13 protein-coding genes are annotated in these 24196 nt (G+C 40.8%); 6 read left to right on the plus strand and 7 right to left on the minus strand.

All coding sequences use genetic code 11. From position 1 onward, the window contains the following. Positions 1 to 72 precede the first annotated feature (72 nt). Both C7B62_RS07000 and C7B62_RS07005 read right to left on the minus strand, forming a co-directional pair. Entirely contained in the window at positions 73 to 4797 is a 4725-nt protein-coding gene (locus C7B62_RS07000) for a type I polyketide synthase (protein WP_106234012.1), read from the minus strand. Beyond that, on the minus strand, positions 4794 to 10208 hold the full coding sequence (locus C7B62_RS07005; protein ID WP_106234014.1) for a non-ribosomal peptide synthetase: 5415 nt from the start codon (positions 10206 to 10208) through the stop codon (positions 4794 to 4796). The genes C7B62_RS07000 and C7B62_RS07005 overlap by 4 nt, the downstream gene beginning before the upstream one ends. An 840-nt stretch (positions 10209 to 11048) precedes the next feature. On the opposite strand from C7B62_RS07005, the gene C7B62_RS07010 reads away from it, so the two are divergent. Genes C7B62_RS07010 through C7B62_RS07020 form a run of 3 tightly spaced genes read left to right on the plus strand, consistent with a single transcriptional unit; the run spans position 11049 to position 16080 of the window. Next, complete coding sequence (locus tag C7B62_RS07010; protein WP_233219849.1) at positions 11049 to 13661, plus strand: TonB-dependent siderophore receptor; 2613 nt, start codon at positions 11049 to 11051, stop codon at positions 13659 to 13661. Positions 13662 to 13712: 51 nt separating this feature from the next. After that, positions 13713 to 14777, plus strand: coding sequence for an iron-siderophore ABC transporter substrate-binding protein (locus C7B62_RS07015; protein ID WP_106234019.1), 1065 nt, complete (start codon positions 13713 to 13715; stop codon positions 14775 to 14777). Beyond that, positions 14770 to 16080 carry an MFS transporter gene (locus C7B62_RS07020; protein ID WP_106234021.1) on the plus strand — a complete coding sequence of 437 codons (1311 nt, stop codon included), beginning with the start codon at positions 14770 to 14772 and terminating at the stop codon, positions 16078 to 16080. The genes C7B62_RS07015 and C7B62_RS07020 overlap by 8 nt, the downstream gene beginning before the upstream one ends. A gap of 37 nt (positions 16081 to 16117) precedes the next feature. Here the strand turns inward: C7B62_RS07020 and C7B62_RS07025 are convergent, their stop codons facing one another. From C7B62_RS07025 to C7B62_RS07040, 4 genes are all read right to left on the minus strand, one after another. Beyond that, the gene (locus C7B62_RS07025) at positions 16118 to 16546 is read right to left on the minus strand and encodes an EamA family transporter (RefSeq protein WP_106234023.1); all 429 of its coding nucleotides are present in this window, start codon (positions 16544 to 16546) and stop codon (positions 16118 to 16120) included. 45 nt (positions 16547 to 16591) lie between these two features. Further along, a complete protein-coding gene (locus C7B62_RS07030; RefSeq protein WP_106234028.1) occupies positions 16592 to 17503 on the minus strand; it encodes an ABC transporter ATP-binding protein in 912 nt (303 codons plus the stop codon). An 86-nt stretch (positions 17504 to 17589) separates the two neighbouring features. Then, positions 17590 to 18633, minus strand: coding sequence for an iron ABC transporter permease (locus tag C7B62_RS07035; RefSeq protein WP_106234030.1), 1044 nt, complete (start codon positions 18631 to 18633; stop codon positions 17590 to 17592). Positions 18634 to 18666: 33 nt separating this feature from the next. Beyond that, positions 18667 to 19686: an iron ABC transporter permease gene (locus C7B62_RS07040; RefSeq protein ID WP_106234032.1), complete on the minus strand. Its 1020-nt coding sequence runs from the start codon at positions 19684 to 19686 to the stop codon at positions 18667 to 18669. A 290-nt stretch (positions 19687 to 19976) separates the two neighbouring features. Here C7B62_RS07040 and C7B62_RS07045 point away from each other — a divergent pair, with 290 nt between their 5' ends. Continuing rightward, the gene (locus C7B62_RS07045) at positions 19977 to 21200 is read left to right on the plus strand and encodes a TonB-dependent receptor plug domain-containing protein (RefSeq protein WP_158260639.1); all 1224 of its coding nucleotides are present in this window, start codon (positions 19977 to 19979) and stop codon (positions 21198 to 21200) included. A 49-nt stretch (positions 21201 to 21249) separates the two neighbouring features. Here C7B62_RS07045 and C7B62_RS07050 read toward each other — a convergent pair whose 3' ends face one another. Next, positions 21250 to 21795 carry a transposase family protein gene (locus C7B62_RS07050; RefSeq protein ID WP_233219850.1) on the minus strand — a complete coding sequence of 182 codons (546 nt, stop codon included), beginning with the start codon at positions 21793 to 21795 and terminating at the stop codon, positions 21250 to 21252. Between the two features lie 377 nt (positions 21796 to 22172). On the opposite strand from C7B62_RS07050, the gene C7B62_RS07055 reads away from it, so the two are divergent. After that, positions 22173 to 22796, plus strand: coding sequence for a recombinase family protein (locus C7B62_RS07055; RefSeq protein WP_106234037.1), 624 nt, complete (start codon positions 22173 to 22175; stop codon positions 22794 to 22796). A gap of 6 nt (positions 22797 to 22802) precedes the next feature. Further along, positions 22803 to 24196, plus strand: a 1394-nt coding sequence (locus C7B62_RS07060) for an IS481 family transposase (protein ID WP_106234039.1), incomplete at its 3' end; no start/stop codon positions are given.

The raw sequence follows: 24196 nt of genomic DNA on the forward strand, positions 1-24196 counted from the left end.
GCTCAGTTGATAATATTGTCAAATTTAAGCTATTAAGAATATTTATTAATAAGATTCAAAAAAAAGTCTTGTTTAATTTTCTGAAGATTTTTGAGCCAGTTCTTTTTGAATAGCTTCAGGAGAAAGACTTTCTATTTCTGCTAGTAACTGTTCCATCTTACTAATGTCCGTCATTGAACTAGCTTGTGTTTCAACAAAAACAGCTAATTGATTAATAGTAGGAGCTTCAAACAGAAAAGTTTGTACAGGTAAATCTAGTTGAAACACTTCTCTTAGGCGAGAAGCAACTTGAACGGCGAGCAGGGAATGTCCACCTAACTCGAAGAAATTATCGTAAATTCCAACCTGTTTAAATCCTATCACTTCTTGCAAAATATTTGCAATAGTTTTTTCAATTTCGTTACGAGGAGCAACATAGTTTGTACTCAGACGCGATCTAAATTCAGAAGTATCTAAATTATCTGGTTTTTGAATATCATAATTAGTCAAGAAACTATTGTTTTGCTCGATCGCCGTTGATAAATCTTGAGTTGAGACAATCACTTGAGATAACCCGCTTGCCAAAGCGCGATCAAACACTTCTATCGCTTCACTTTTCAATAATCCATGTTTAAGATTATCGGCTTGCCATTGTTTCAATTCAGTCGGGACATCTGTATTAACTGCCATGCCAACTTCCTGCCAAGCATCCCAATTAATTGCCACTGTCTGACGACGATGATCACAACCAGCAAAAGCATCTAAAAAGGCATTCGCCCCACAATAATCAGCCTGTCCAAATCCGCCAACAATAGAAGTTAGGGAAGAACAAAGCACTAAGAAATCTAAATCTATTTCCTGTAAAACCTCATTAAGAACCAATGTGCCTGTTACTTTAGGAGCAAAGATCTTTTCAGCTATTTCTGGGGTTTTCAGTTGAATAATACCACCGCCAGCCACCCCAGCAGCATGAATTACACCGTTGAGCGTACCAAAACGTTCTAAAGCCAGGGCGATCGCCTGTTCCATTTGAGTGCGATCGCAGACATCGGCAGATAAGGGTAAAACTTCTGCCCCCAATGCTTGTAAATTCTTGATTTTACTAATTTTTTGGCTAATCGAATTTTCTGCATTATGATCCGCTAACCATTCATCCCAGGTTTCTGGTTCAGGTAATGAAGAACGTTCGAGTAAAATGAGTTTAGCTTGTACTGTACGGGCTAAATGTTCGGCTAAAACTAAACCAACGCCCCCCATACCTCCTGTTATCAGGTAAACTCCATCTGGACGTAATTTTGATTGTTCTGAGGGATTTTTAGTAATGGGAATTGGCTCAAAAGTTTGTATCCAACGGCGATGTTTGCGATAGGCAACAAATTTATCGGCTGAATCGGTAGTAAATTCGGTAATTAATTGTTCGATTGAGCGATTGCTATGAGATTCTGAGAGATCGACTTGACGGCAATTGAGATAGGAATACTCTTGAGCAATAACTTTAATTGCACCTAAGACTGTTGCTTCTTTATAGGACAAGGTTTCATCGCCAATAACATCATAAAAATTGTTAGTAGTAACGATAATTTCAATCTTGTGTTGTGGCTGTTGCTGTTCGAGTGCTTGCGCGAGGTAAATAAGATGCCAGAAACTTTCTTGACTAATTGACTGGGGGATGGGGTGACTTGGGGAAATACTCCAGAGGTGAATAATTTTACGGGGAATTTTATCTACTTGAACCAGATCTTGAATAAGAGCATGATAATCTTCTAGTTTACTGGGGTTGATAGTATAGCTATGGCGATCTTGGCTGAAATTATCTCCTTTATATACTGCGATCGCATCTTGTCCATTTTGTCTTAACTTTTCAACTAGGCGATCGTCAATTCCTGATTCATCAACAAAAACCAAACAACTTTCCTGACTAATATTACTAGTGGAAATCAAAGGAGTTGTTTTCCAAGCAGGAACATAAAACCAATCAGCAATATTGTCTTTTTTACCTTCTTTCAAAGGCTCGATTGAGGGGGGATTGACCGGATCGAGCCAATAACGCTGACGTTCAAAAGGATAAGTTGGTAGAGGTACTCGGCGACTTTGTTCGTGAGCAGTAAAATTGCACCAATCAATTTCTACTCCTGCCAACCAGAGTCTACCCAGCATATTGAGGATAAAAGTGCGATCGCCAACTGTTTCTTGAGGATGAGGTAAAGAAGATAAAACTATTTGCCCTGCTGATTGAGCAGCATTATGTTTGACGAAAGTAGATAAAGTTCTGCCTGCACCAACTTCCAGCAAGATATGTTCTCGATCCTGTAGTAGTTCGTCAACTCCCGCAGCAAAACGAACTGTTTGCCTCATATGTTTTGCCCAATAATGGGGATCGATCGCTTCTTCTGGGGTTATCCAAGTTCCCGTAACGTTAGAAATAAAAGGTATTTGAGGTGGTTTTAATTTAACCTTGGCAACTGCTTTGGTTAAGGGTGCGATCACACTATCCATCATGGTTGAATGGAACGCATGGGATGTATGCAAATGACGGCATTCAATACCTCGATCTTGCAGTTGTGTTTCGAGTTTGGCGATCGCTTGATCGTTACCTGAAATGACGCATAAACCAGGAGCATTAATAGCAGCTAAAGATAATTCTAATTCTAATTCATCATTTTGTAGGGGCGAATGGCCCTTCGGGTTCGGCACTTTGTGACGCGAAGCTAATCCTTTAGGGCTTATGTCGGGAAACCCGCCCACCGCAAGTGCCTCTCCATTCGCCCTTAATTCTATTTCTGATAAAGAAACCGCCAACATCGAACCTGTCGGCATTTGCTGAATTAACTTACCCCGTTGTGCAACTAAACACAAAGCATCTTCTAAAGACATCACACCTGCAATGGTTGCAGCTACGTATTCCCCAATACTATGGCCGATTGTAGCCTGTGGTTTGATTCCCCAAGACATCCATAATTGGGCTAAAGCATATTCGATGGTAAAGATGGCTGGTTGTGCGATGTCGGTTTGTCGTAGGGGTGAATCGCGAATCGCCCCTACGATGGGATATATTAGCGATCGCAAATCTAACCCTAATTCAGGTTTTAATAATTCTGAACAGCGATCGATCCACTCACGAAATACAGGTTCAGTCTCGTATAGTTCCTTGCCCATGTTGACATATTGAGAACCCTGCCCTGGGAACATAAACACAATTGAAGAGCGTTCTTGTTGAGTACAATGAGTCAAAACCCTTTGAGGTTCTCGGTTTTGGAGAGCGATCGCCACATCTTCAATATCTTTTCCTACCACCATCCGACGATAATTAAATTCCTTACGCCCCATTTGCAAGGTATAAGCCACATCAGCCAAATCTAATTCACGCTGTTTGTTCAGATGTTCGACTAAATTATCTGTTGCTATCTCCAATGCAGATTCAGTCTTGGCAGAAATAACTAATAATTTCTGTAAGGGCGATTGGCGACGCGAAGCTAGTCCTTTAGGGCCCTTCGCCCTTACAATGTCTGGGGCTTCTTCAAGAACAACATGGGCGTTTGTACCACCAATACCTAATGAACTGACCCCTGCGCGTCTAGGATGTCCTGCTGGTTCCCATTCCGTCAGTTTAGTATTAACGTAAAAAGGACTAGTGATAAAATCAATTTCAGGATTTGGCTGCTTAAAATTTAGACTGGGTGGAATCGACTTATGCTTGAGAGCTAAAACCGTTTGAATTAGCCCTGCAATTCCAGCAGCAGCATCTAAATGACCAATATTAGTTTTTACTGAACCGATCGCACAAAAACCTGCTTTAGTGGTATTGGCACGAAAAACCTGAGACAGTGCTGCAATTTCAATCGGATCGCCTAAAGTTGTACCAGTACCGTGAGCTTGGATATAGTCGATAGTTTCTGGTTCTACTCCAGCTAGCATAATGGCTTCGGCGATTACCTCTGCTTGACCATCAACACTGGGGGCAGTATAGCCGACTTTTCCCGCACCATCATTATTAATCGCGGCACCTTTAATCACGGCATGAATATAGTCGCCATCAGCGATCGCTTCTGATAATCTTTTGAGAACAACAATTCCGACCCCGTTACCAATAATCATGCCTCCTGCTTGAGCATCAAAAGCGCGACAGTGACCATCAGGTGATAAAGTCCCCCCTGATTCGTGTAAATATCCAGCTTTTTGGGGTACGCGAAGGGAAACTCCACCAGCTAAAGCCAAATCGCATTGATAATTTAATAAACTTTGGCAAGCGAGTACAGTGGCGACTAAAGATGTCGAACAGGCTGTTTGTACGGTAATACTCGGCCCTGTTAGATTTAATTTATAGGAAACGCGAGTAGTGAGAAAGTCTTTATCATTGCCGATCAGGGTTTGATAGGATTGTGCTGAACCCAGGCGATCGCGATTGGCATTGAAGGCATAATAATTATTAAGGCTAGCTCCGCCGTAAACTCCCGTTTTACCTTGATACCGTTGAGGATCATACCCAGCATTTTCTAACGCCTCCCAAGCGCATTCTAAAAATAAGCGGTGTTGCGGATCGGTAATTTCGGCTTCTTTAGGATTAAAGTCAAAAAAGGGAGCATCGAATAAATCTATATCTTCTAAAACAGCACTAGCTTTGACGTAGTTAGGACTTTTTAGTAAGCTCGGATCGATCCCTGATTGAGTCAATTCTTCATCGTCAAAAAAGGAAACTGACTCAACTCCATTGGCTAAATTTTGCCAAAATTCTTCTAGATTTTTCGCGCCAGGAAAACGTCCTGCCATCCCGACAATTGCTATTGCTTCTAATGATTCTGCGGTTTCTAAATTGTTCATCTATTTTTTGCTAGTCTTTTTTGTCTATTAATTGCTTTAATTCTTTGATTGGTGCGATCGCGTATCGATTGAAAAGCAGCTTTCTGGTGGCAACTTTGAGTAAGATATGTCGCCAAAGAAGCGATCGTCGGGTTCTGAAACATTTCCACCACAGATAAATCTCGTTGTAAAGACTTTCTCAATTTTTGATTTACCTCAAGCAAGAGTAAGGAATGTCCGCCGAGGTCGAAAAAATTATCATCGATCCCAACTTTTTCTAGATGCAATGCTTCTTGCCAAATAGCAGCGATCTTTCGTTCGATTTCCGAACTAGGTGCTTGATGAGCTACTGTAGTCGATGCACTTTCGGGTAGAGGTAAAGCACGACGATTTATTTTTCCGTTAGGTAACAGAGGTAGTTGCTCGAGCATGACAAAAGCTGAAGGCAGCATATATTCTGGTAATAATTCTTGGAGATATTTTTTACCTTCTTCCCTTGACCATTGGCGATCAGCTTTGCTGGTGCGCTCTGCGCAATCGCGATCAAGAACGATATATGCTATTAACTGCTGTCTTTGAGATATTTCTCTAACCACAACTACCGTTTCTCTCACGGCTGGATGTCTACTTAAAACCGCTTCAATTTCCCCCAATTCGATACGAAAGCCTCTGATTTTGACCTGATGGTCGATTCTACCTAAATACTCAATTGTGCCGTCTGATAGGTATCGTGCTAAATCTCCAGTTTTATATAATTGTGTTGCTCGATCAAAAGGATTTGCAATAAACTTTTCTTCAGTCAATTCGGGCTGATTTAAGTACCCTTTAGCTAAACCTACTCCTCCAATATGTAACTCTCCCGCTACTCCAATCGGCACGGGTTGTAAATCTCGATTTAAGATATATATCTGCGTGTTGGCAATCGGGCGACCAATGGGAATTGTCGTAGGGGCAGTTCGTGAACTATTCTTTTTACCTTCTGGTTGACATTGCCAATAAGTGACATCGATCGCTGCTTCTGTTGGGCCATAAAGATTGTATAGTTCACAGTTAAGGCGAGCAAAAAACTTTTCTTGTAGCGGTAATGAAAGCGCTTCGCCACTACAAATAACTTGTTTGAGACTGCGACACTTCTGTGATTTTTGTAATTCTGGTTCTTCAAGAAATACTTGTAACATCGAGGGAACAAAATGCAGCGTCGTAATTTGTGATTGCTCGATTAGATCGACTAAATAACCACTATCTTGATGTCCTCCTGGTTTGGCTATTACTAGAGATGCACCAGTTAGTAAGGGCCAGAAAAATTCCCAAACCGATACATCAAAACTATAGGGTGTCTTCTGTAAAACTTTTTCTTCTGGGATTAATCGATAAGTGTCTTGCATCCACAACAAGCGATTAACCAAACCCCGATGAGTGTTCATCACCCCTTTAGGTGTTCCTGTTGAACCAGAGGTATAAATTACATAAGCTAGGTTATCTGGTTTGATGTGACTGACTGGGTTGGCTATTTTGTCCCTTAACCAAATATCCTGATCATCTAAACAAATAATTTGTCCTTGATAGGTTGGTAAGGCTGATTGCAGATGCTTTTGGGTTAATAATACGTTGATGTTGGCATCTGCTAGCATAAATGCCAAACGTTCTTGAGGATAGTTACAGTCCAAAGGTAAGTACGCCCCACCAGCTTTGAGAATTGCCACTAAAGCGATCGCCATTGATAAAGAACGTTCCAGACAAACACCTACGATAGTATCTGGTTGAACGCCTAGAGTTTGCAACTCATGAGCGAGGATATTGGCGCGTTGATTTAATTCAAAATAAGTTATTTCTTGTTCTTCAAAGATGAGGGCGATCGCCTTGGGAGTTTTCGCTACCTGTGCTTCAAATAGCTGGGGAAAGCAAACTTGAGGATATTCAACCTGAGTATTATTCCAGTTTGATAGCTGCTGTATTTCTAATTCAGTGAGATAAGGTAAATCTGATAACTTTGCTTCTGGATTGGTAACGATATCTTGCAATAAATTGGCAAAGCGATCGAGCATTGATGAGATCGTCCCTGCATCGAATAAGTCTCGATTGTATTCAAAGCAAACCCTCAATTGCGCTTCTTCTTCAATAGAGACGTTGAGATCGAACTGTGCTGTCTCGTTATCGATTCGATACTGACTCCAATTCAAACCCTCAACTTCGGGTAACTTCGGCGTATTTGTCACGGCAAACATTACTTGAAATATCGGCGTATAGCTTAAATTCCGCTCTGGCTGGAGTGCTTCTACTAACTGTTCAAAAGGTAAATCTTGATGGGTATAGGCTTCGATCGCTACCTGACGTATCTGTGATAGTAATTCTCGAAAACTGGGATTGCCTGCTAAGTTAGTTCGCAGTGGGATGGTATTAACAAAAAAGCCGATTAATCCCTGCAACTTTTGATGCTGGCGATTGGCAACAGGAGAACCAACAATTATGTCTTCTTGTCCTGTATGGCGCAATAGTAAAATTTTAAATGCTGCCAGTAAGAGCATGAACATGGTAACATTTTCTTGTAGTGCCAGAGTTTTAAGTTGTTGAGAAAGACTTTTGGGTAAGACTAAAGATTGAGATGCACCTCGCTCGGATTGAATTGGTGGCCTAGGTCTATCTGTAGGTAAGTGTAAAACATTAGGTGCGCCCTCTAGTTTTTGTTTCCAGTAGTCTAGATGTTTAGTTATATTTTCTTGGTGTAACCATTGTTTTTGCCAATAAATAACGTCTTGGTACTGTACAGGAAGTTCAGAAATAAATGAAGGGTAATCGCAACAGATATCTTGATAAAAAGTACCAAGTTCTTTAATAAATATTCCTGCCGACCAGCCATCAAAAATAATATGATGGATATTAATTAAAAGTATATATTCTTGGGGTGCTAAACATAACAGTGTAGCTCGCAATAAAGGTATTTCAGAAAGGTTAAAAGGCTTTTGATGTTCTTGAGTAGCGATTCTTTTTACTTCCAATTCTCGTTTTTCTCTAGAGAATTGTTGATAGTTTTTTACTGTTAACGACAGCTTAAAATCTACTGCGATCGCGCCAATTAGTTGACCTTCTAAACTATTAAAACTAGTCCGCAATATTTCATGTCTTTGGATGATGCAGTTGAGGGCTTTTTCTAATATTTCGCTTTGTAAGTTACCTTGAATGCGAATACCAAAAGAAATATTATAGGCAGAATTACCAGTTTTGAGGCGATCAAGAAACCAAAGTCTAGCTTGAGCAAAAGAAACTGGATGAATATTATTATTGGTAGTAATTCTTTGCAGAGGTATAGATTCATTAGAATTAGATACTTCCAGTTGTGCTAATATTTTGGTCGAAAGTGATCGCGTAGTTAATCCTGAAAACAAATCCGCGATCGCAATATGAACTTCTAAATCATTTTCGATCTGATTTTTTAATTCAAAAACTTTTAAAGAATCCAAGCCCAAAGTAGTCAAAGGAAGCCCGATTTTAACTTCTGAAGGTAATCTTTTCAGTATCCGTGCAATTTTTGTTTGCACATATGCTTCTAAATGTAACTGAGATTCTGCAAGAGGTAATTGTAAAAGATCTTCTCTTGTTAACTTTTGTTCTTGAGCGACAAATTCTTTAGTTTCTAGAATGCTCTTGGCAACCGTATTTAAAGTACCTTCTAAAAACTTATTCCGAGTTGCTCGACGTTGAATTTTGCCACTAGAAGTCTTGGGAATACTCCCAGGTTTGATTAAAATTACGCCATAAACTTCTATCTCATGGGCTTGCGTTACCGCTTGACGAATAGCGGTAATAACTTCCTCTAGATTAGGCTTCGCCCGAAACTCTAATTCTTGCACGACTACTAACCTTTCTTCGTTATCTATCTCTATCGCAAAAGCTGCATTACTACCCAAGCGCAATCCATCATGACTTCTTTCCGCCGTTAGTTCAATATCTTGAGGATAAAGATTACGCCCCCTAATAATAATTAAATCCTTAAGCCTACCAGTAACAAACAACTCCCCCGACTCATCCAAAAATCCCAAATCCCCAGTACGCAAAAAACAACCATCTGGGCTTATTTCAACTCCAAAATCACCACTCTTAACTCCTTCTCCTTCTTCTTTGCGCCTCTGCCCCAAACTAAGCGGGATAAACGTCTTTGCGCGAAACGTCTCTTCCGTCTCCTCCAGACGATTCCAATAACCTTTAGCTACACTATCCCCACGTACCCAAATCTCCCCAATATGATCATGCTTACAAAGAGTCAAGGTTTCAGGATTAACGATCGCAATTTCTAGATCGGGAATACTCTTACCACAACCAACTAAAACCTTACTATCTTCTTGTTCGCAGACTTCTACAATTTTATCTTCAGCTAAAGCCAATCTGTCCACAGCTTTACTTTGAGAAGAAATCTGTTCATTTCCTAGTCTTTTAACCTCTTTATTTTTTCCAGAAACTAACAAAGTTGTTTCCGCCATTCCATAACAGGGATAAAAAGCCGATGGGCGAAAGCCACAGTCAGCAAATGTAGCTGCAAATAACTCTAAAGTCTCATTACGAATCGGTTCAGCCCCATTAAAAGCCACCTGCCAACTACTCAGATCTAGAGTAGCCCGTTGTTCGGCGGTAATCTTTTGCATACATAGTTCGTAAGCAAAATTAGGCGCACCGCTAGTAGTTCCTTTGTATTTAGAAATAGCTTGTAACCAACGATAGGGACGTTGTAAAAACGAGGTGGGCGACATCAAAACACAAGGGAATCCACCATAGAAAGGTTGCAAAATACCCCCGATTAATCCCATGTCGTGATAGATCGGTAGCCAAGAAATAAACTTGCTTTCAGGAGAATGTCCCATACAACGATAAGTCATCGCTGCATTATGTAATATGTTGCCATGACTTACCATGACTCCTTTAGGCGTACCCGTAGAACCCGATGTATATTGCAAAAAAGCAATTGTTTCGCGATCTAAAATTGGTTGTTGCCAATTAGCTTCTATTCCTGTCTCAACATTGCCTGTAGCCAACCATTGTAAATTGCTTGTTGTGCCTAACAAAGACTGCATCTTGGGTAAAAGCGTTTCAGTAGTTAAAGCGATCGCAGCTTGAGCATCTGCAACAATAGCTTGTATTCTGGGAGTTTTTCTTTGATTTTGTGGTGGATAAGCAGGTACAGCAATAACACCCGCATACAAACAGCCAAAAAAAGCAGCTAAATAATCTAATCCTGAAGGATAGAGTAATAACGCCCTTTCTCCTTTTAATCCTAGTGCTTGTAGTTGAGTTGCGATCGCTCTGGCTCGTCGATCTAGCTCTCCATAAGTTAGCGTCTCTGTTTCTTTTTCTCCATCTTCTAAAAACTTAAAAGCCGTTGTTTGAGATTGTGCCGAAGCTCTATATTGCAAAAGCTTTACTATTGTCGAACAATTATCCACTACAAAATTCCTCTCACCACCAAAGTGATTTTTAACTTGACGACATTCACGAAGTTAGAGGAAGCCCCTTCGTTTTAGCCTCATGGGTAAGGGCAAGCGGCGGGGTCTCTCTGACCAGTTTCAAAATCTTATATTTGACCAACGATCAGAGTAGGCTCTGACTGATAGCTCTCTAGTAATTTATCGCTGGAATTAAGCTAGCATTTATTGCAATTAAATATCAATAATTTAATTACATAAATTTACATTGTTGACTTATAAAATTCATCAAGAGATCTGCATAGTTTTATATTGCTCATGTTTTAGTTGTTAAATATTTCTCAAAAAAGCTTTAGGATGGTAGTCTTGAGCCTTCTTGGGGTGCAGCCGACATATGTGCAAAATAGGACACGATGTTAAGTAATGTAAAAAACGGCTTATGTTCCAGCTTTTCAAAAACCTTTGAAAATGCCTTGATGACTGCTTTACAGAGCAAATTTAATAATAACCCTGAGAGAAATAAATTACTAACTTCCCCAAAAAAGATAGTTGGGCTTAAATGACCAGGGTTCAGAAAATCAGCCTCTCAAGTCACTAATTATGGAAAACTTGCCCATTAATGACCATTTTTGGTGATGTTTTGATCCTTAATTAGCTTGAAAAGTTACAAATCTTTGTGTCGTGTCCTATTTTGCGGGTATGTCGGCTATATGCCTTCTTGTCTGATCGATGAGCATCTCGAATTTAGCCTGTAAAACTTAATGAAATCAAGATCTTTAGAAAACACCCTCAAAACGCGGTATATTTTATTGCGAATAGTTTTAGTTAACTAGAAGACGATTAATTACGAGGAGCAAAGACTTGAATTGGGTCAAATATAGTTTTTTCTTATTTCAATTAAGCTTATTGCCACTGTTGATTTCTATTAATCCTGTCGTAGCAGAAACAAAAAGCGATTGGCGAAGCCAGCGCGCGACGCGAAGCGAGTCCTTTAGGGGAGCGCATCCCTTAAACTTGACAGCCGTAAACTCTGTTCAGGATATTCCCCCGCGTCATCAGGTTTCGACTTCAGCGATCGATCTGCTAGCGCAAGCTCCTGTAACGCGAGTAACAGGAGTAGAAGTAAATCAAACTAATTCAGGATTAGAAGTAATCTTACAAACCGCAGCAGGAGGACAAAGATTAGTCCCGTTAATCTTACCAGAAGGCAAGAATCTGGTGGTTGACATTCTCGATGCCACATTGGGCTTCGACCTTAGAAATGGCGTGACTAAAACCAATCCCGTCGAAGGAATTAAGTCAGTCGCTTTAACTAAAGTAGACGAGAGCAGTATTCGTTTAACCATTACAGGGGGAAGCAAAGCTCCTAGTGCAGAAATAATACCATCAAGACAAAACTTGGTTTTAAGCGTCACCCCAGAAGGCAATACAGCACAAACTAAACCAGATGAGGAAATCGAAGTTATTGCCACTGGCGAAGCAGCAGATAATAATGATTACTTTGTTCCTGATGTGGGTGTTACTCGTACCAATACTCCGATTATAGATACTCCTGGAACTGTTCGGGTAATACCTCGTCAAATATTTGAAGACCAAGGCACAACTGAATTTCGCGACGCCCTATCAAGAAATGCAGCAGGTGTAGTTACCGGTGGTAGCCCCAGATCTCAATTTAACAATGTAAAGATTCGCGGTTTTGATGTTTCTTCAAACTCTTTGGTCAATGGAATTCCAGAAACTTTTTTCACTCTATCAACACCAAGAGATTTAAGCAATATCGAGCGACTAGAAATTTTGTCGGGGCCAGCTTCTATCGTTGGAGGACAAATTTCTCCAGGGGGCATTGTCAATGTTGTTACCAAGCAACCTTCCCTTTCTCCTTTGTACGAATTATCTGCTAGCTATGGTAGTTTCAATACTGTCCAAGGTGCATTCGATTTTTCAGGCCCGCTAAACGATAGTAAAACAGTAGCTTATCGTCTTAACGCTTCTATTTATCACTCTGGTACATTTATTGATGCAGACAATGTTGACATTGAACGATTTTCCATCGCCCCAGTCATTAGCTGGCAGATTGGTAAGCAAACTAAACTCAGCTTTGAAGGGCTATATTTTGATAATAGAACTCCTCAAAGAGTGGGATTGCCAGCACGGGGGACAGTTTTAGATAATCCCAATGGTGAAATTCCTCGAGACCAATTTGTCGGAGAACCTGATTTTGATGGTAGCACCAACAAACTTACACAAATAGGATATGACTTAGAACATAGTTTCAGTGACAACTGGTCTTTACGGCATGTTTTTCGTTACATGAATTTTCAAAATGAACAAAAGGAAGCGTTTGTTAATGAGTTACAAGATGATTTACGAACCTTAGAACGTTCTGGGGATCTATTTATCGATGATATTAATAATTACCAAGCCACCGCTTATGTAACTGGTAAATTTGAGACGGGTAAGATTAATCACGAATTGCTGGCTGGTGTAGATTATGTTTTTGAAGAAGATTTTTTTGAATCTGAATTCTTTGAAGCTGAAAGTATAGATCTGTTTAAGCCTGAGTTCGCAGGTGGTGTAGGGGAATCAATAGACTCTAGTAATGTTTTACAAACAGGTAATGGATTAGGAATTTATTTACAAGATCAACTGAAGACCTTTGACAATCGCTTGATTTTTGTTTTGGGTGGACGTGTTGATTTTGTGGGCAGTTCGTCTGAAGACTTAGTTGATGAATCTTCAGAAAAAGAATCTCAAGATGACAGTGCCTTTAGCCCTAGAGTTGGAGTTCTCTATAAACTAGCGGATAACATTTCGCTGTACGGTAGTTTTAGTCGCTCCTTTAAACAAGAAATTGGTAGAAGTCTCAATAATGAAACCTTTGAGCCGTCACGAGGCACTCAATACGAAGTCGGGGCTAAAGCTGATTGGTTGAATAAACGTTTGTCTACAACTCTAGCTTTTTACGACCTAACTCAGACTAATGTGCTGACAGAAGATCCTGATGATCCTGAATTTGAGATTCAAACAGGAGAACAAAATAGTCAAGGGATTGAACTGCAAACTACAGGAGAAATATTACCAGGTTGGAGTGTAGTTGCTTCTTATGCCTATACTAATGCGGAAATTATCCAGGACAATGTTTTTGCTGTGGGTAATTCCCTTGCTAATGTTCCCGAAAATACAGTGAATTTATGGAATACCTATACAATTTCTGAAGGGGATCTATCTGGTTTAGGATTTGGCTTGGGTCTTTTTTATGTTGGGTCAAGAGAGGGCGACTTAGACAACTCTTTTCAACTTGATGACTATCTCAGGACTGATGCAGCTATCTACTATCGTCGAGATAAGTTAGATTTAGCACTTAATTTTAAAAATCTTTTTGACGTAGACTACGTTGAATTTGCTGACGATGATCTTAGAGTTGGTCTAGCAGATCCTTTCACCGCAGAATTTTCTGCCTCTTATAAGTTTTGATAAATAGCTCTTCTGTTCCAATTTCCCAGTCTTTTTGTCTCTCTCAAGCTCATGTCCAAACTACGTCGTTATCTATCTTGCTTAATCTTAGGGATTTGTGCAGTAATATTAATCGTAGCTTGCGATCGCGGAGCGTACCTGGAAGGTAATCACTCTTCTAATTCTCCTACGAGCAATCCCGTTATATCTGCTAATTCAGAATCTTGTCGTCTGGTTTCTCACCAGATGGGAGAAACAAAAGTTTGCGGTCAACCGCAGAAAGTTGCTGCTCTGAGTCCCTTTGTTTTAGACAGTATGCTAGCACTTGGAGTACAGCCTTCTGCTTATGCTGAAGTAGAAGACCTAAAAATTCAAACCTATGATAATCCACTAGAACAGATCCCCTATATAGGTAAATGGGTAACGACACAGCCTAGGGGATTAGGCGATTGCAACTCTCCTTCTCTCGAACGACTTACTCTAGTCAAACCAGATTTAATTTTAGGAGAAGCTTGGCAGGTAGAAGATGAATATCCTCTACTAACCCAAATTGCGTCTACTTTATTGTTTAGCAACCAACAAGCTAATGGACTCCAAGGTTGGCAGCATAATATTCAGAAGATTGCTAAAGCTTTAGATCGAGAAGCCAAGGTAAAGGAACTATTAAGCACTTTTTCACAACAGGTTACCCAAGCTCGTATAGCACTGCAACCCGTATTAGAAAATTATCCTCGTGTATTGTTAATTAATTCTAATTTAACTACCTATGTTGCCTCGCAACCCGAAAGTACCACCAGCAGACTACTACAAGAAATTGGGTTTAGAATAGTTGAACCTCCAGGTATTCGAGACTATGCCGAAATCTCCTGGGAAATATTACCCCAGATTGAAACCGATATAATTCTGGTTTTGTCTTGGAGTGATGATAGTTTTTCCAATCCTGAAAATATCCTAAGACACAAGTGGGCTAAAAATTCTCTACTAAGCTCAATGCCAGTTTTTCAACAAGGCCGAGTATATTTTGTAGACTATCAACTTTGGGGCAGCAATATTGGAGGACCTTTGACCGACCAACTTATTCTAGAAGCTCTACCAGATCTACTGTTAAGTAGCGTGAACAAGAAAAACAGTGCGTAAATTTACCCTTATCTGGTTCGGTCAACTAATCTCTACCATCGGTAGCTACATGAGCGAGTTTGCTCTCACTCTTTGGGCTTGGGAACTGACAGGTTCGGCAACGGCTTTAGCCTTGGTGGGTTTTTTCTCCCTACTACCTCGCGTTTTTATTTCCTTGTTTGCTGGAGTATTAGTCGATCGCGCCAACCGCAAACATTTAATGATCCTAGGAGATGCGATCGCTGCTATTTCAACTCTAGTTATCTTAATTCTCCATCTATCGGGCAATCTAGCTATTTGGCATCTATATTTAGCTGCATCGATTAATGGTGGTTTTGGTCAAATTCAACAGCTTGCCTATTCCACATCGATTACTTTGTTAGTTTCTCCCTTAAATTATACTCGTGCCAATAGCATGAATTCGGTTGTCCACTATGGCTCAAATATCATGGCCCCTGCCATAGCTGGAGTACTTTATCCGATTATTGGTTTAGGTGGAATTTTACCTATCGATCTCGCAACTTTTACCGTGGCGATCGCGACTTTGATTTGGATTCGGATTCCTCAACCTGATCACGAAATTGAGATAGAAGAGGAGCAAGGAGATGAGGGAGAAGTAAGTCAGTTAAATGTTTGGTGGAAAGAAATTACTTTTGGGATTCGTTATATTTGGCAACGGGATAGTTTGCGTACTTTACTCTTGGTTACAGCTTTATTTTGGTTTGCTCACGATCTCGGTGGTGCGATCGACGAGCCGATGATCTTAGCTCGCTCAGATAATAATTCTCAAGCTTTAAGCGCGATTCTTTCTCTTGCTGGTATCGGTGGCGTTGCTGGTGCAGTAGTGTTAAGTGCCTGGGGCGGTACAAAACGCCGTGTTAATTGGATGTTGGCTGGGTTTATGGGGGCTGGCGTTGCCAAAACGATCTTTGGCTTAGGTCGAAATCTGACTGTTTGGCTACCCGCCCAATTTTGTTCTTCCCTTAACTTTCCCCTGTTAGGTAGCTCGGAAACGGCATTATGGATGGAAGCGACTCCTCCAGAACTTCAGGGACGAGTATTTGCTGCTAATTCTTTGGTTTTGGAATTAGTAAGTGCGATCGCCACATTAATAGCAGGACCACTGAGCGATCGCGTCCTAGAACCAGCTATGCAGTCACAAAATATTTTCAGTTCTCTATTTGCTCCTATTTTTGGTACTGGTATAGGTGCAGGAATGGCACTGTTGTACGTAATAAGTGCGATCGCAATGTTTTTAATTGGTGCAGTTGGCTATCAATTACCTCAACTAAATCGGCTGGACAATAGGGAATCGCCAGAATAAAGGCAATTGCCGATCTAAAATCAACACCCTTAACCAACTATCGTATCAACACCAGCGTTCCGATTAAGATTAAACCCGTTCCTACAAACATCTTAATCGTCAACGGCTCTCCTAAAAACATCACTGCAAATAGCGAAATCAATACCAAGCTCGATTTATCAATTGGCGCAACCAATGAAGCAGGACCAATTTGCAAGGCTCTAAAATAGCACAGCCAAGATAGCCCTGTTGCCATTCCCGATAATACTAAAAACAGCAGTGTCTTACGATTTAATTCAAATAATTCCTGAAATGTTCCCTCAGCATATACCAATCCCCAGGCTGTAGCCAAAATTACTACAGTCCGTACTGCCGTTGCTAAATTAGAATTAACTCCCTCCACACCTACCTTGGCAAAAATAGTAGTTAAAGCAGCAAAGAACGCCGACAATACCGCAAAAATCCACCAGTCTTGAACTCGATCCATGTTTTAAAATATCCTGCTGATTAACTATTGTTTTGTTATTAGCTCTTAGTCTCTCCGTCTCCCTGTCTTCTCCACCTCTCTGCATCTCCGCTCTCTGCGTCCCATAGGAATGCACATGGGGGTACCTGCCAAAGGATCGGGGACAATACGACACTCTAAGTTAAATACCTCCCGTACCATTGATTCCGTCATTACCTGTTCTGGAGTCCCTGTAGCGTAGATCTTTCCCTGTTGTATCGCTACCAAATAGTCGGCATAGCGACAAGAGAGGTTAAGGTCGTGTAGGATCATGACAATGGTTTTTCCTTGAGTTTCCTGGAGTTCGTCCAGCAAATCTAATAACTCTACCTGATGAGATAAATCTAGAAAGGTTGTTGGTTCATCTAACAATAAAATATCCGTATCCTGCGCCAGTACCATCGCAATCCAGGCTCGTTGTCTCTGTCCCCCAGAAAGACTATCTAATGCCCGATCTGCTAGTTCAGTCATGGTAGCGATTTCTAAGGCTTCTGCCACCTTTTTTTCATCGTCCGTTGACCACTGCTGTAACCAGCTTTGATAAGGATAACGTCCCATAGCTACTAAATCTCGTACAGTTAATCCCTCTGGAGCGGTAGGACTTTGGGGCAACATTCCTAGCTTTTTAGCTACAGTTTTTGCCTTGAGTTGAGAAATATCTTTGCCGTCTAGATAAACTATGCCTGATTGGGGTTTTAATAGTTTTGCCAGCCCTCGTAAAAGGGTAGACTTGCCACACCCGTTAGCACCTACCAGCACAGTCGTCTTGCCTGCGGGAATTCCTAAATTCAAATTCCGTATAATTGTCGCATTGTCGTATGCTAGGGTAAGCTGTCCGGCTTCTAGGCGATGATTGGAGAGACTGGGGGATGGGGAGATATTATGCCCTTGTGGTACTGGGAGATGGGGAGACTGGGAATTATTGCGATCGCGATACATAGGCTTTTAAAAGTAGGATATAGTTACGATTTCCATAAAAGCTAAGAGCTAAGAGCTAAGAGCTTTTAACTAAAAACTAAAATTCATTATTTTCGCTGGTTAATTAATAGATAGACGAAATATGGCGCACCAATAGCTGCGGTGATAATGCCACAGGGAAGTTCTAAAGGTGCAAACAACACTCTTCCTAATAAATCAGCAATTACGACCAGCATCCCTCCCATCATTGCCGATACGGGTAATAGTCCTTCGTGGGAAGCACCGACCAACTGTCTTCCCAAGTGAGGTGCCATCAAGCCGACAAAACTGACTGCACCTGCCGTTGCTATTGAAGCTCCCGCTAAAGCTACACTGGTTAAAAGTAATAAACCTCGTTGCCATTCAACCTGACTACCTAAACCGCGAGCAACTTCATCTCCCAGATTTAAAGTATTTAATTCTTTAGTTAGCAGCAATGCGATCGCGCCAAAGATAATAATCCAAGGAATTAAAGCCATTACTTGCGACCAAGTACGTCCGTAAACGCTACCCGCTAACCAAACTAAAGCCTGTGAAACAGTATCGATATCCCCAAAAGTAATCATAATGTCAGTTAAAGCACCGACAATAAGATCAAAGCCAATACCAACCAAAATTAACCGAATTGGCGAGCTTCCTCCTTGCCAAGCCAACAGATAAATTAATATTGCAACCGTCAACGCACCGACAAAAGCAGCAAAAGGTAGCAAAGACACGGGAACATTAGGCAGTAAAACTAATAAAGTAACCGCAGCTAAAGTCGCCCCTGCATTTACGCCGATAATTTCTGGAGCCGCTAAAGGATTACGAGTGATGCCTTGGGTAATCGTACCTGCGATCGCTAGTCCTGCCCCGACCAAAAAAGCGGCAATAGTTCGCGGTAAACGCAGGGTATTAATAATAAAGGCATAATCCCCATTAGCTGTGGGCAAACCCAATAGAGTCTTGACTACATCTATTGGTGAAATAGGATACTCACCATAGCCAACGCTAATTATCATTGCCACCATTGTCACCAGAGTGAGAATTAATAAAATTCCTGGTACTCGGCGATCGAGATGAAATGATATTGGTAATACTTTAGGGCGAACGATTAGCCATTGTTTTGTCATTACTAATTACTTATTACTTATTACTCATTTCCTTTACCGCTTCATTTTCCACCGAATCAAATAAAGAAAGAAAGGTGCGCCAATCAGAGGCATCACTAAACCTACAGGTAATTCACTAGGCTGAATTATCAATCGTCCGCAAAGATCGGCGATTAACATAATAATTGCCCCCAAAATTGCCGAGTATGGTAAGATCCAGCGATAATCAACGCCGACTATGAAACGAGCTGAATGAGGAACAATTAAACCAACAAAGCCAATTGGTCCTGCGATCGCCACACTCGCCCCAGCTAGTAAAATAATGCTAATAGCAGCCAGTATTTTAATCAATGCCGTAGACTGTCCCAAACTTCTAGCGGTATCTTCTCCCAGACTGAGAATGGTAATTTGTCTGCTTAAAGCGATCGCCAAGATCAAGCCAATGCAGATATACGGTAATATTTGCAGCAGCAGATTCATATCCCTACCTGCTACCGAACCCGCCAACCAAAACCTAATTTCTTCTAAGGTGCGCTGGCTGAGAATTAAAATCCCGCTAGTAATCGACGAAATAAATGCCGTTAGTGCTGCACCAGCTATAATTAGATTAAACGGTGTTAGTCCCCCGCGACCGAGAGAACCGAGGAAATATACGCCGATCGCGCTAAGAGCTGCTCCTGCAAAAGCATACCAGGCATAGATAGTTGAAGAACTACCGCCGAAAATAAACGTCCCCATCACCACCGCCAAAGCTGCTCCTGTATTAATTCCCAAAATACCAGGATCTGCTAGAGGATTTCGTGTAAGTCCTTGCATAATCGCACCCGACACGGCTAATGATGCGCCGACTAGCATAGCAATGAGCGATCGCGGTAGACGTACTGTACGAATAATCAAGTGATTGGTAGAACCATCAAAGGCAGTAAATGCTTGATAAATATCACTATAAGCAATATCTGCTGCACCCCAGGCAACACTAGCCATAAAACTGAGCCACAGAATAAAACTTCCGAACAACAAACCTGCTATCAGTAGAAGACTTTTACCTGAGTGATATTTTTTGGCGATCGTCATTTAAAGTACTATGAGTTGAGAAGAATTATTGATAAATATAGGACATGAAAATTTAATGAGAACTATTAGCAACTTATGACTACAAACAATATCACACCTTATTGATATTACTAAGCAATAAAATTAAAATTTTTGTAACGAAAATACTAGTTGAATTGTTTCTATGATTTAAGAGAACAATTTTTTGCTGAGTAACTATATGCTCAGGCGTTTGGCAACATAAATAATTTTTCAGACATCCTCTCAAAACGCGGTATGATTTACTGCTAATTAATCTCATTAGTCAAGAAATGATGAATACGAAGAGCAAGGGCTTGAGTTGGGTCAGATCTAGTTTTTTCTTATTTCAATTAAGCTTATTGCCGTTATTGATTACTATTAACCCTGTTGTAGCAGAAACAAAAAGCGATTGGCAAAGCCAGCACGGAGCGCATCGCACAAACTTAACAGCAGCAAACGCTATTCAGGATATTCCCACCCGTCACCAGGTTTCAACTTTGGCTAAAAATTTACTAGCGCAACAAAATAAAGTTACTCGCGTCACAGGAGTAGAACTCAAGCAAACTAATTCAGGATTAGAAGTAATCTTAAAAACCGCAGCAGGGGGACAAAGATTAGTGCCGTTGATTTTGCCTGAAGGGAATAAACTTGAGATCGATATTCTCGATGCAACTTTAGGTTTCAGTATCAGAAATGGCGTAACTAAAACCAATCCCGTCGAAGGAATTAAGTCAGTCGCTTTAACTAAAGTAGATGAGAGCAGTATTCGCTTGACCATTACAGGGTCAAGCAAAGCTCCTAGTGCAGAAATAATACCATCAAGACAAAACTTGGTTTTAAGCGTCACCCCAGAAGGCAATACAGCACAAACTAAACCAGATGAAGAAATCGAAATTATTGCCACTGGAGAAGCAACAGCAGAGGATAGTTACAATGTCCCCGATGCCACAACTGCTACCCGCACCGATACACCCTTGCGAGACGTACCCCAATCAATCCAAGTAGTACCAGAAAAAGTAATTGAAGACCAAGGTATAGTTCGGATTAGTGATGCCGTACGTAATGTATCGGGGGTAACACCGCAAAGAGGATTTTCTAATCTCATCGAACTGTTTAATATTCGTGGTTTTGATAGTTCTAAAATCCTGAGAAATGGTTTAAGCATCGATGGAGACGACAGTAGAATTGCCCCTAATATAGTCGATCGCGTCGAAGTGCTAAAAGGACCAGCATCAGTATTATACGGTCAGGCTCAACCAGGAGGAGTAGTTAATTACGTTACCAAAAAGCCACTGAAAGAACCATCCTACAACTTGGAATTGACGGCTGGAAACTTCGGTTTTATCGAACCATCTCTCGATATTTCTGGTCCATTAACTGCTGACAAGAAACTAACTTATCGCTTTAATCTTCAATATCAAAATGGGGGAAACTTTAGAGATTTTGTCGATTCAGAAATTTTAGCGATCGCTCCCACAATTAGCTATCAGTTTAGTAGACTTGTTGGGAAATAAAATTAAAGAACAACAAAACTGGAAGTGAACTTCGACTTTTAGATTAAGTTTAAGCAGCCATCAAATAAAAATTCCATAAACCTGCTGCTGTCAACATGAGGCGATCGTCAAAATCAGAAATTCGATTGCGATAAATTTGACTGACGGCACCATAGCGTTTGACTCCCGCAAAAGCATTTTCACAGACAACACGAGAGCTACTAAGGAGACGGTTTTCTTCCTTTTGAATTTCGTTTAACTCTCCACCTTTGGGTTTTTTATGAGGCAAATGAATGTTTTCGTCTTGTTTTTGTAAGCCCAAAAATCCCGAATCAGCTTCAATCGGAATCTCTTCAGGAATACTGCCGACAAGATCGTCCTCGTCGTGAGCGCGCTTGTCATGTACTTTTCCCTCTCTAGCTTGACCTAGAATCAACACTCTTTTGTTTTCGTCTACTACGGCGATATGTTTTCTCGTATGACGTTTTTTCTTCCCCGAATAATTTAATTTTTGTTTTTCCCGATCTTTTGGTCGAGAAATTGGTCTTTCTGTACCGTCAATCATTACTTTTTTAACTGTCGGATATCTCTCGATGAATTCTTCAATACTATTCATCTTTCTCTCTGGCAAAACCATTTTTACGCCTAAATGTAGCGACCCGAAATCATAATCACTCCGACCCGCAATAATGTCGTTTTTGAGACCACAATAAATGACACTATAAATGGCTCAAACCCAGATTAAATGACAATCGACCCAGATTATTCTGACACTAGCCCGAAATAACACCCTTCGGCTCACAATAACTGACAATAAGCTGTATTCCTCTTCAATTCTATTATTCAGCCTGTGTCAATAACGATGCTCGACAAGTGTTTGAATTATATGAACGTTTTAAACTTGCTTTTATTATCTAAAATCATGGTTTAATTAAATCTACAAACGTTTGATTAAATACATTTAGCTGTTTTTACCAAACAGAAAATAAAATTGTGGTTACATACGCCTATTTGAGAGTCTCAACTAACCAACAAGACGTTGACAACCAGCGTCATGGAATTCTCGAATATGCCAATCAAAACTCTTTGGGTCACTTAGAATTTATCGCTGATTCTGTTTCAGGACAAAAGCGATGGCGCGAGCGCGAACTGGGACAATTGCTTACTCAGACCGCGATAGCAGGAGACTTAATTGTCTTTGCGGAGATTAGCCGTATGGCCCGTTCTACTCTACAGGTACTAGAAATCCTCGAATGCAGTATGCAGCGGGAACTAACAGTTCACATCGCCAAACAACAGATGGTTCTCGATGATAATTTACCCAGTCGCATTACCGCTACAGTGTTGGGTTTGGCAGCAGAAATCGAGCGAGAATTAATTTCCATGAGAACAAAGGAGGCTTTAGCTAAAAGAAAAGCGTCAGGAAAGCCTCTAGGAAGACCCAAGGGCAGACAGTCAGCCAAACTCAAACTAGATCCCAGAAAACAAGAAATTCAAATATATCTAGATAAAGGAATTAGTAAACGTTCGATTGCTAGGTTGGTCGATTGCGCTCCGTCAACTCTTTACTATTGGCTAGAGAGAAATCAATTATCCAAATCGAAAAGCCACCACTAGAGGAATATGAGAAAAACCAGTATTCCTCTAGAAACCATTATTGAACTGCGCCAAAGATTAGAAAGATGGCCCAAGCGCAGTCCCCAAAGACGGACGTTAATTAAAGATACCGCCGAACTATATGGGGTTTCTCCTGAGACAGTTTATCGTAACTTACGCCACCACACTTTACCTCATTCGGTGCGCCGAACTGATTATGGGCAAACGCGGGTTATGCCCAAACAAGACTTATTACGCTATTGCGAGATAATTGCTGCCTTAAAAGTTAGAACTAGCAATAATCAAGGTCGCCATCTGTCTACAGTACAGGCAATTAGATTGTTAGAAGAACATGGCATTAATACAGATAATGGTCATTTTCAAGCCCCACCTGAGTTACTAAAAAAAACAACTGTCAATCGTTACCTAAAACAATGGGGATATGACAAAGAAAAACTATCTCGCCAACCACCAGCAGTGCGCTTTGAAGCCGAATACAGCAATCAATGTTGGCACTTTGATTTAAGCTCTTCCGACCTTAAACGGCTTAAAAATTCCGTTGAATTAGAACCAGGTCGGGGTAAGCCCCTGCTCATGCTTTACAGCGTGGTAGATGACCGTAGTGGCGTATCTTATCAGGAATACCATGAGGTTTATGGAGAAGATACAGGAGCAGCATTGAAGTTTTTATTTAATGCCATGTCGGCTAAGACTACAGAAAGCTTTCCCTTTCAAGGAATTCCTTCAATGCTCTACATGGACAATGGTCCGATTGGTCGCAGTCAAGTATTTCAGAAAGTGATGAATTATCTGGGAATTGAAGTACGCACCCATGTACCAAAAGGTAAAGATGGTAGAAGAGTTACCGCTCGTGCCAAAGGAAAAGTAGAGCGACCTTTCCGCACTGTTAAAGAGATGCACGAAACCCTTTATCACCTGCACGAACCAGAAACCATCACTGAAGCAAATACTCGGCTAATGCACTTCCTGCTTTACTACAATAAACAATCCCATCGCCGAGAATCTCATTCTAGGATTGAAGACTGGATTAAAAATTTAACTCCTGATGGCATTAGACAAATGTGCAGTTGGGATAGGTTTTGTACTTTTGCCCGAGAACCTGAAAAACGGAAAGTAGGTTTGGATGCTCGTATCTCCATAGAAGGAGTGGCTTATGAAGTCGAACCTGATTTAGCAGGAGAAAAAGTAATTTTGTGGTGGGGACTATTCGATAGCGAATTATACGTGGAACATCAAGAGCATCGTTATGGTCCTTACGCACCGATTGGCAAACCTATACCCATTCATAGTTACCGTAGTTTCAAGAAAACTAATACTCAAAAAAGAGCCGACCGCATCGAACACATAGCTGCTCAGTTATCTCTTCCTGCTTCTGCCATTGGTAAAGTCGAGTTACCAGT

It is taken from the genome of Pleurocapsa sp. CCALA 161 (assembly GCF_003003995.1).
GTDB lineage: Bacteria > Cyanobacteriota > Cyanobacteriia > Cyanobacteriales > Xenococcaceae > Waterburya.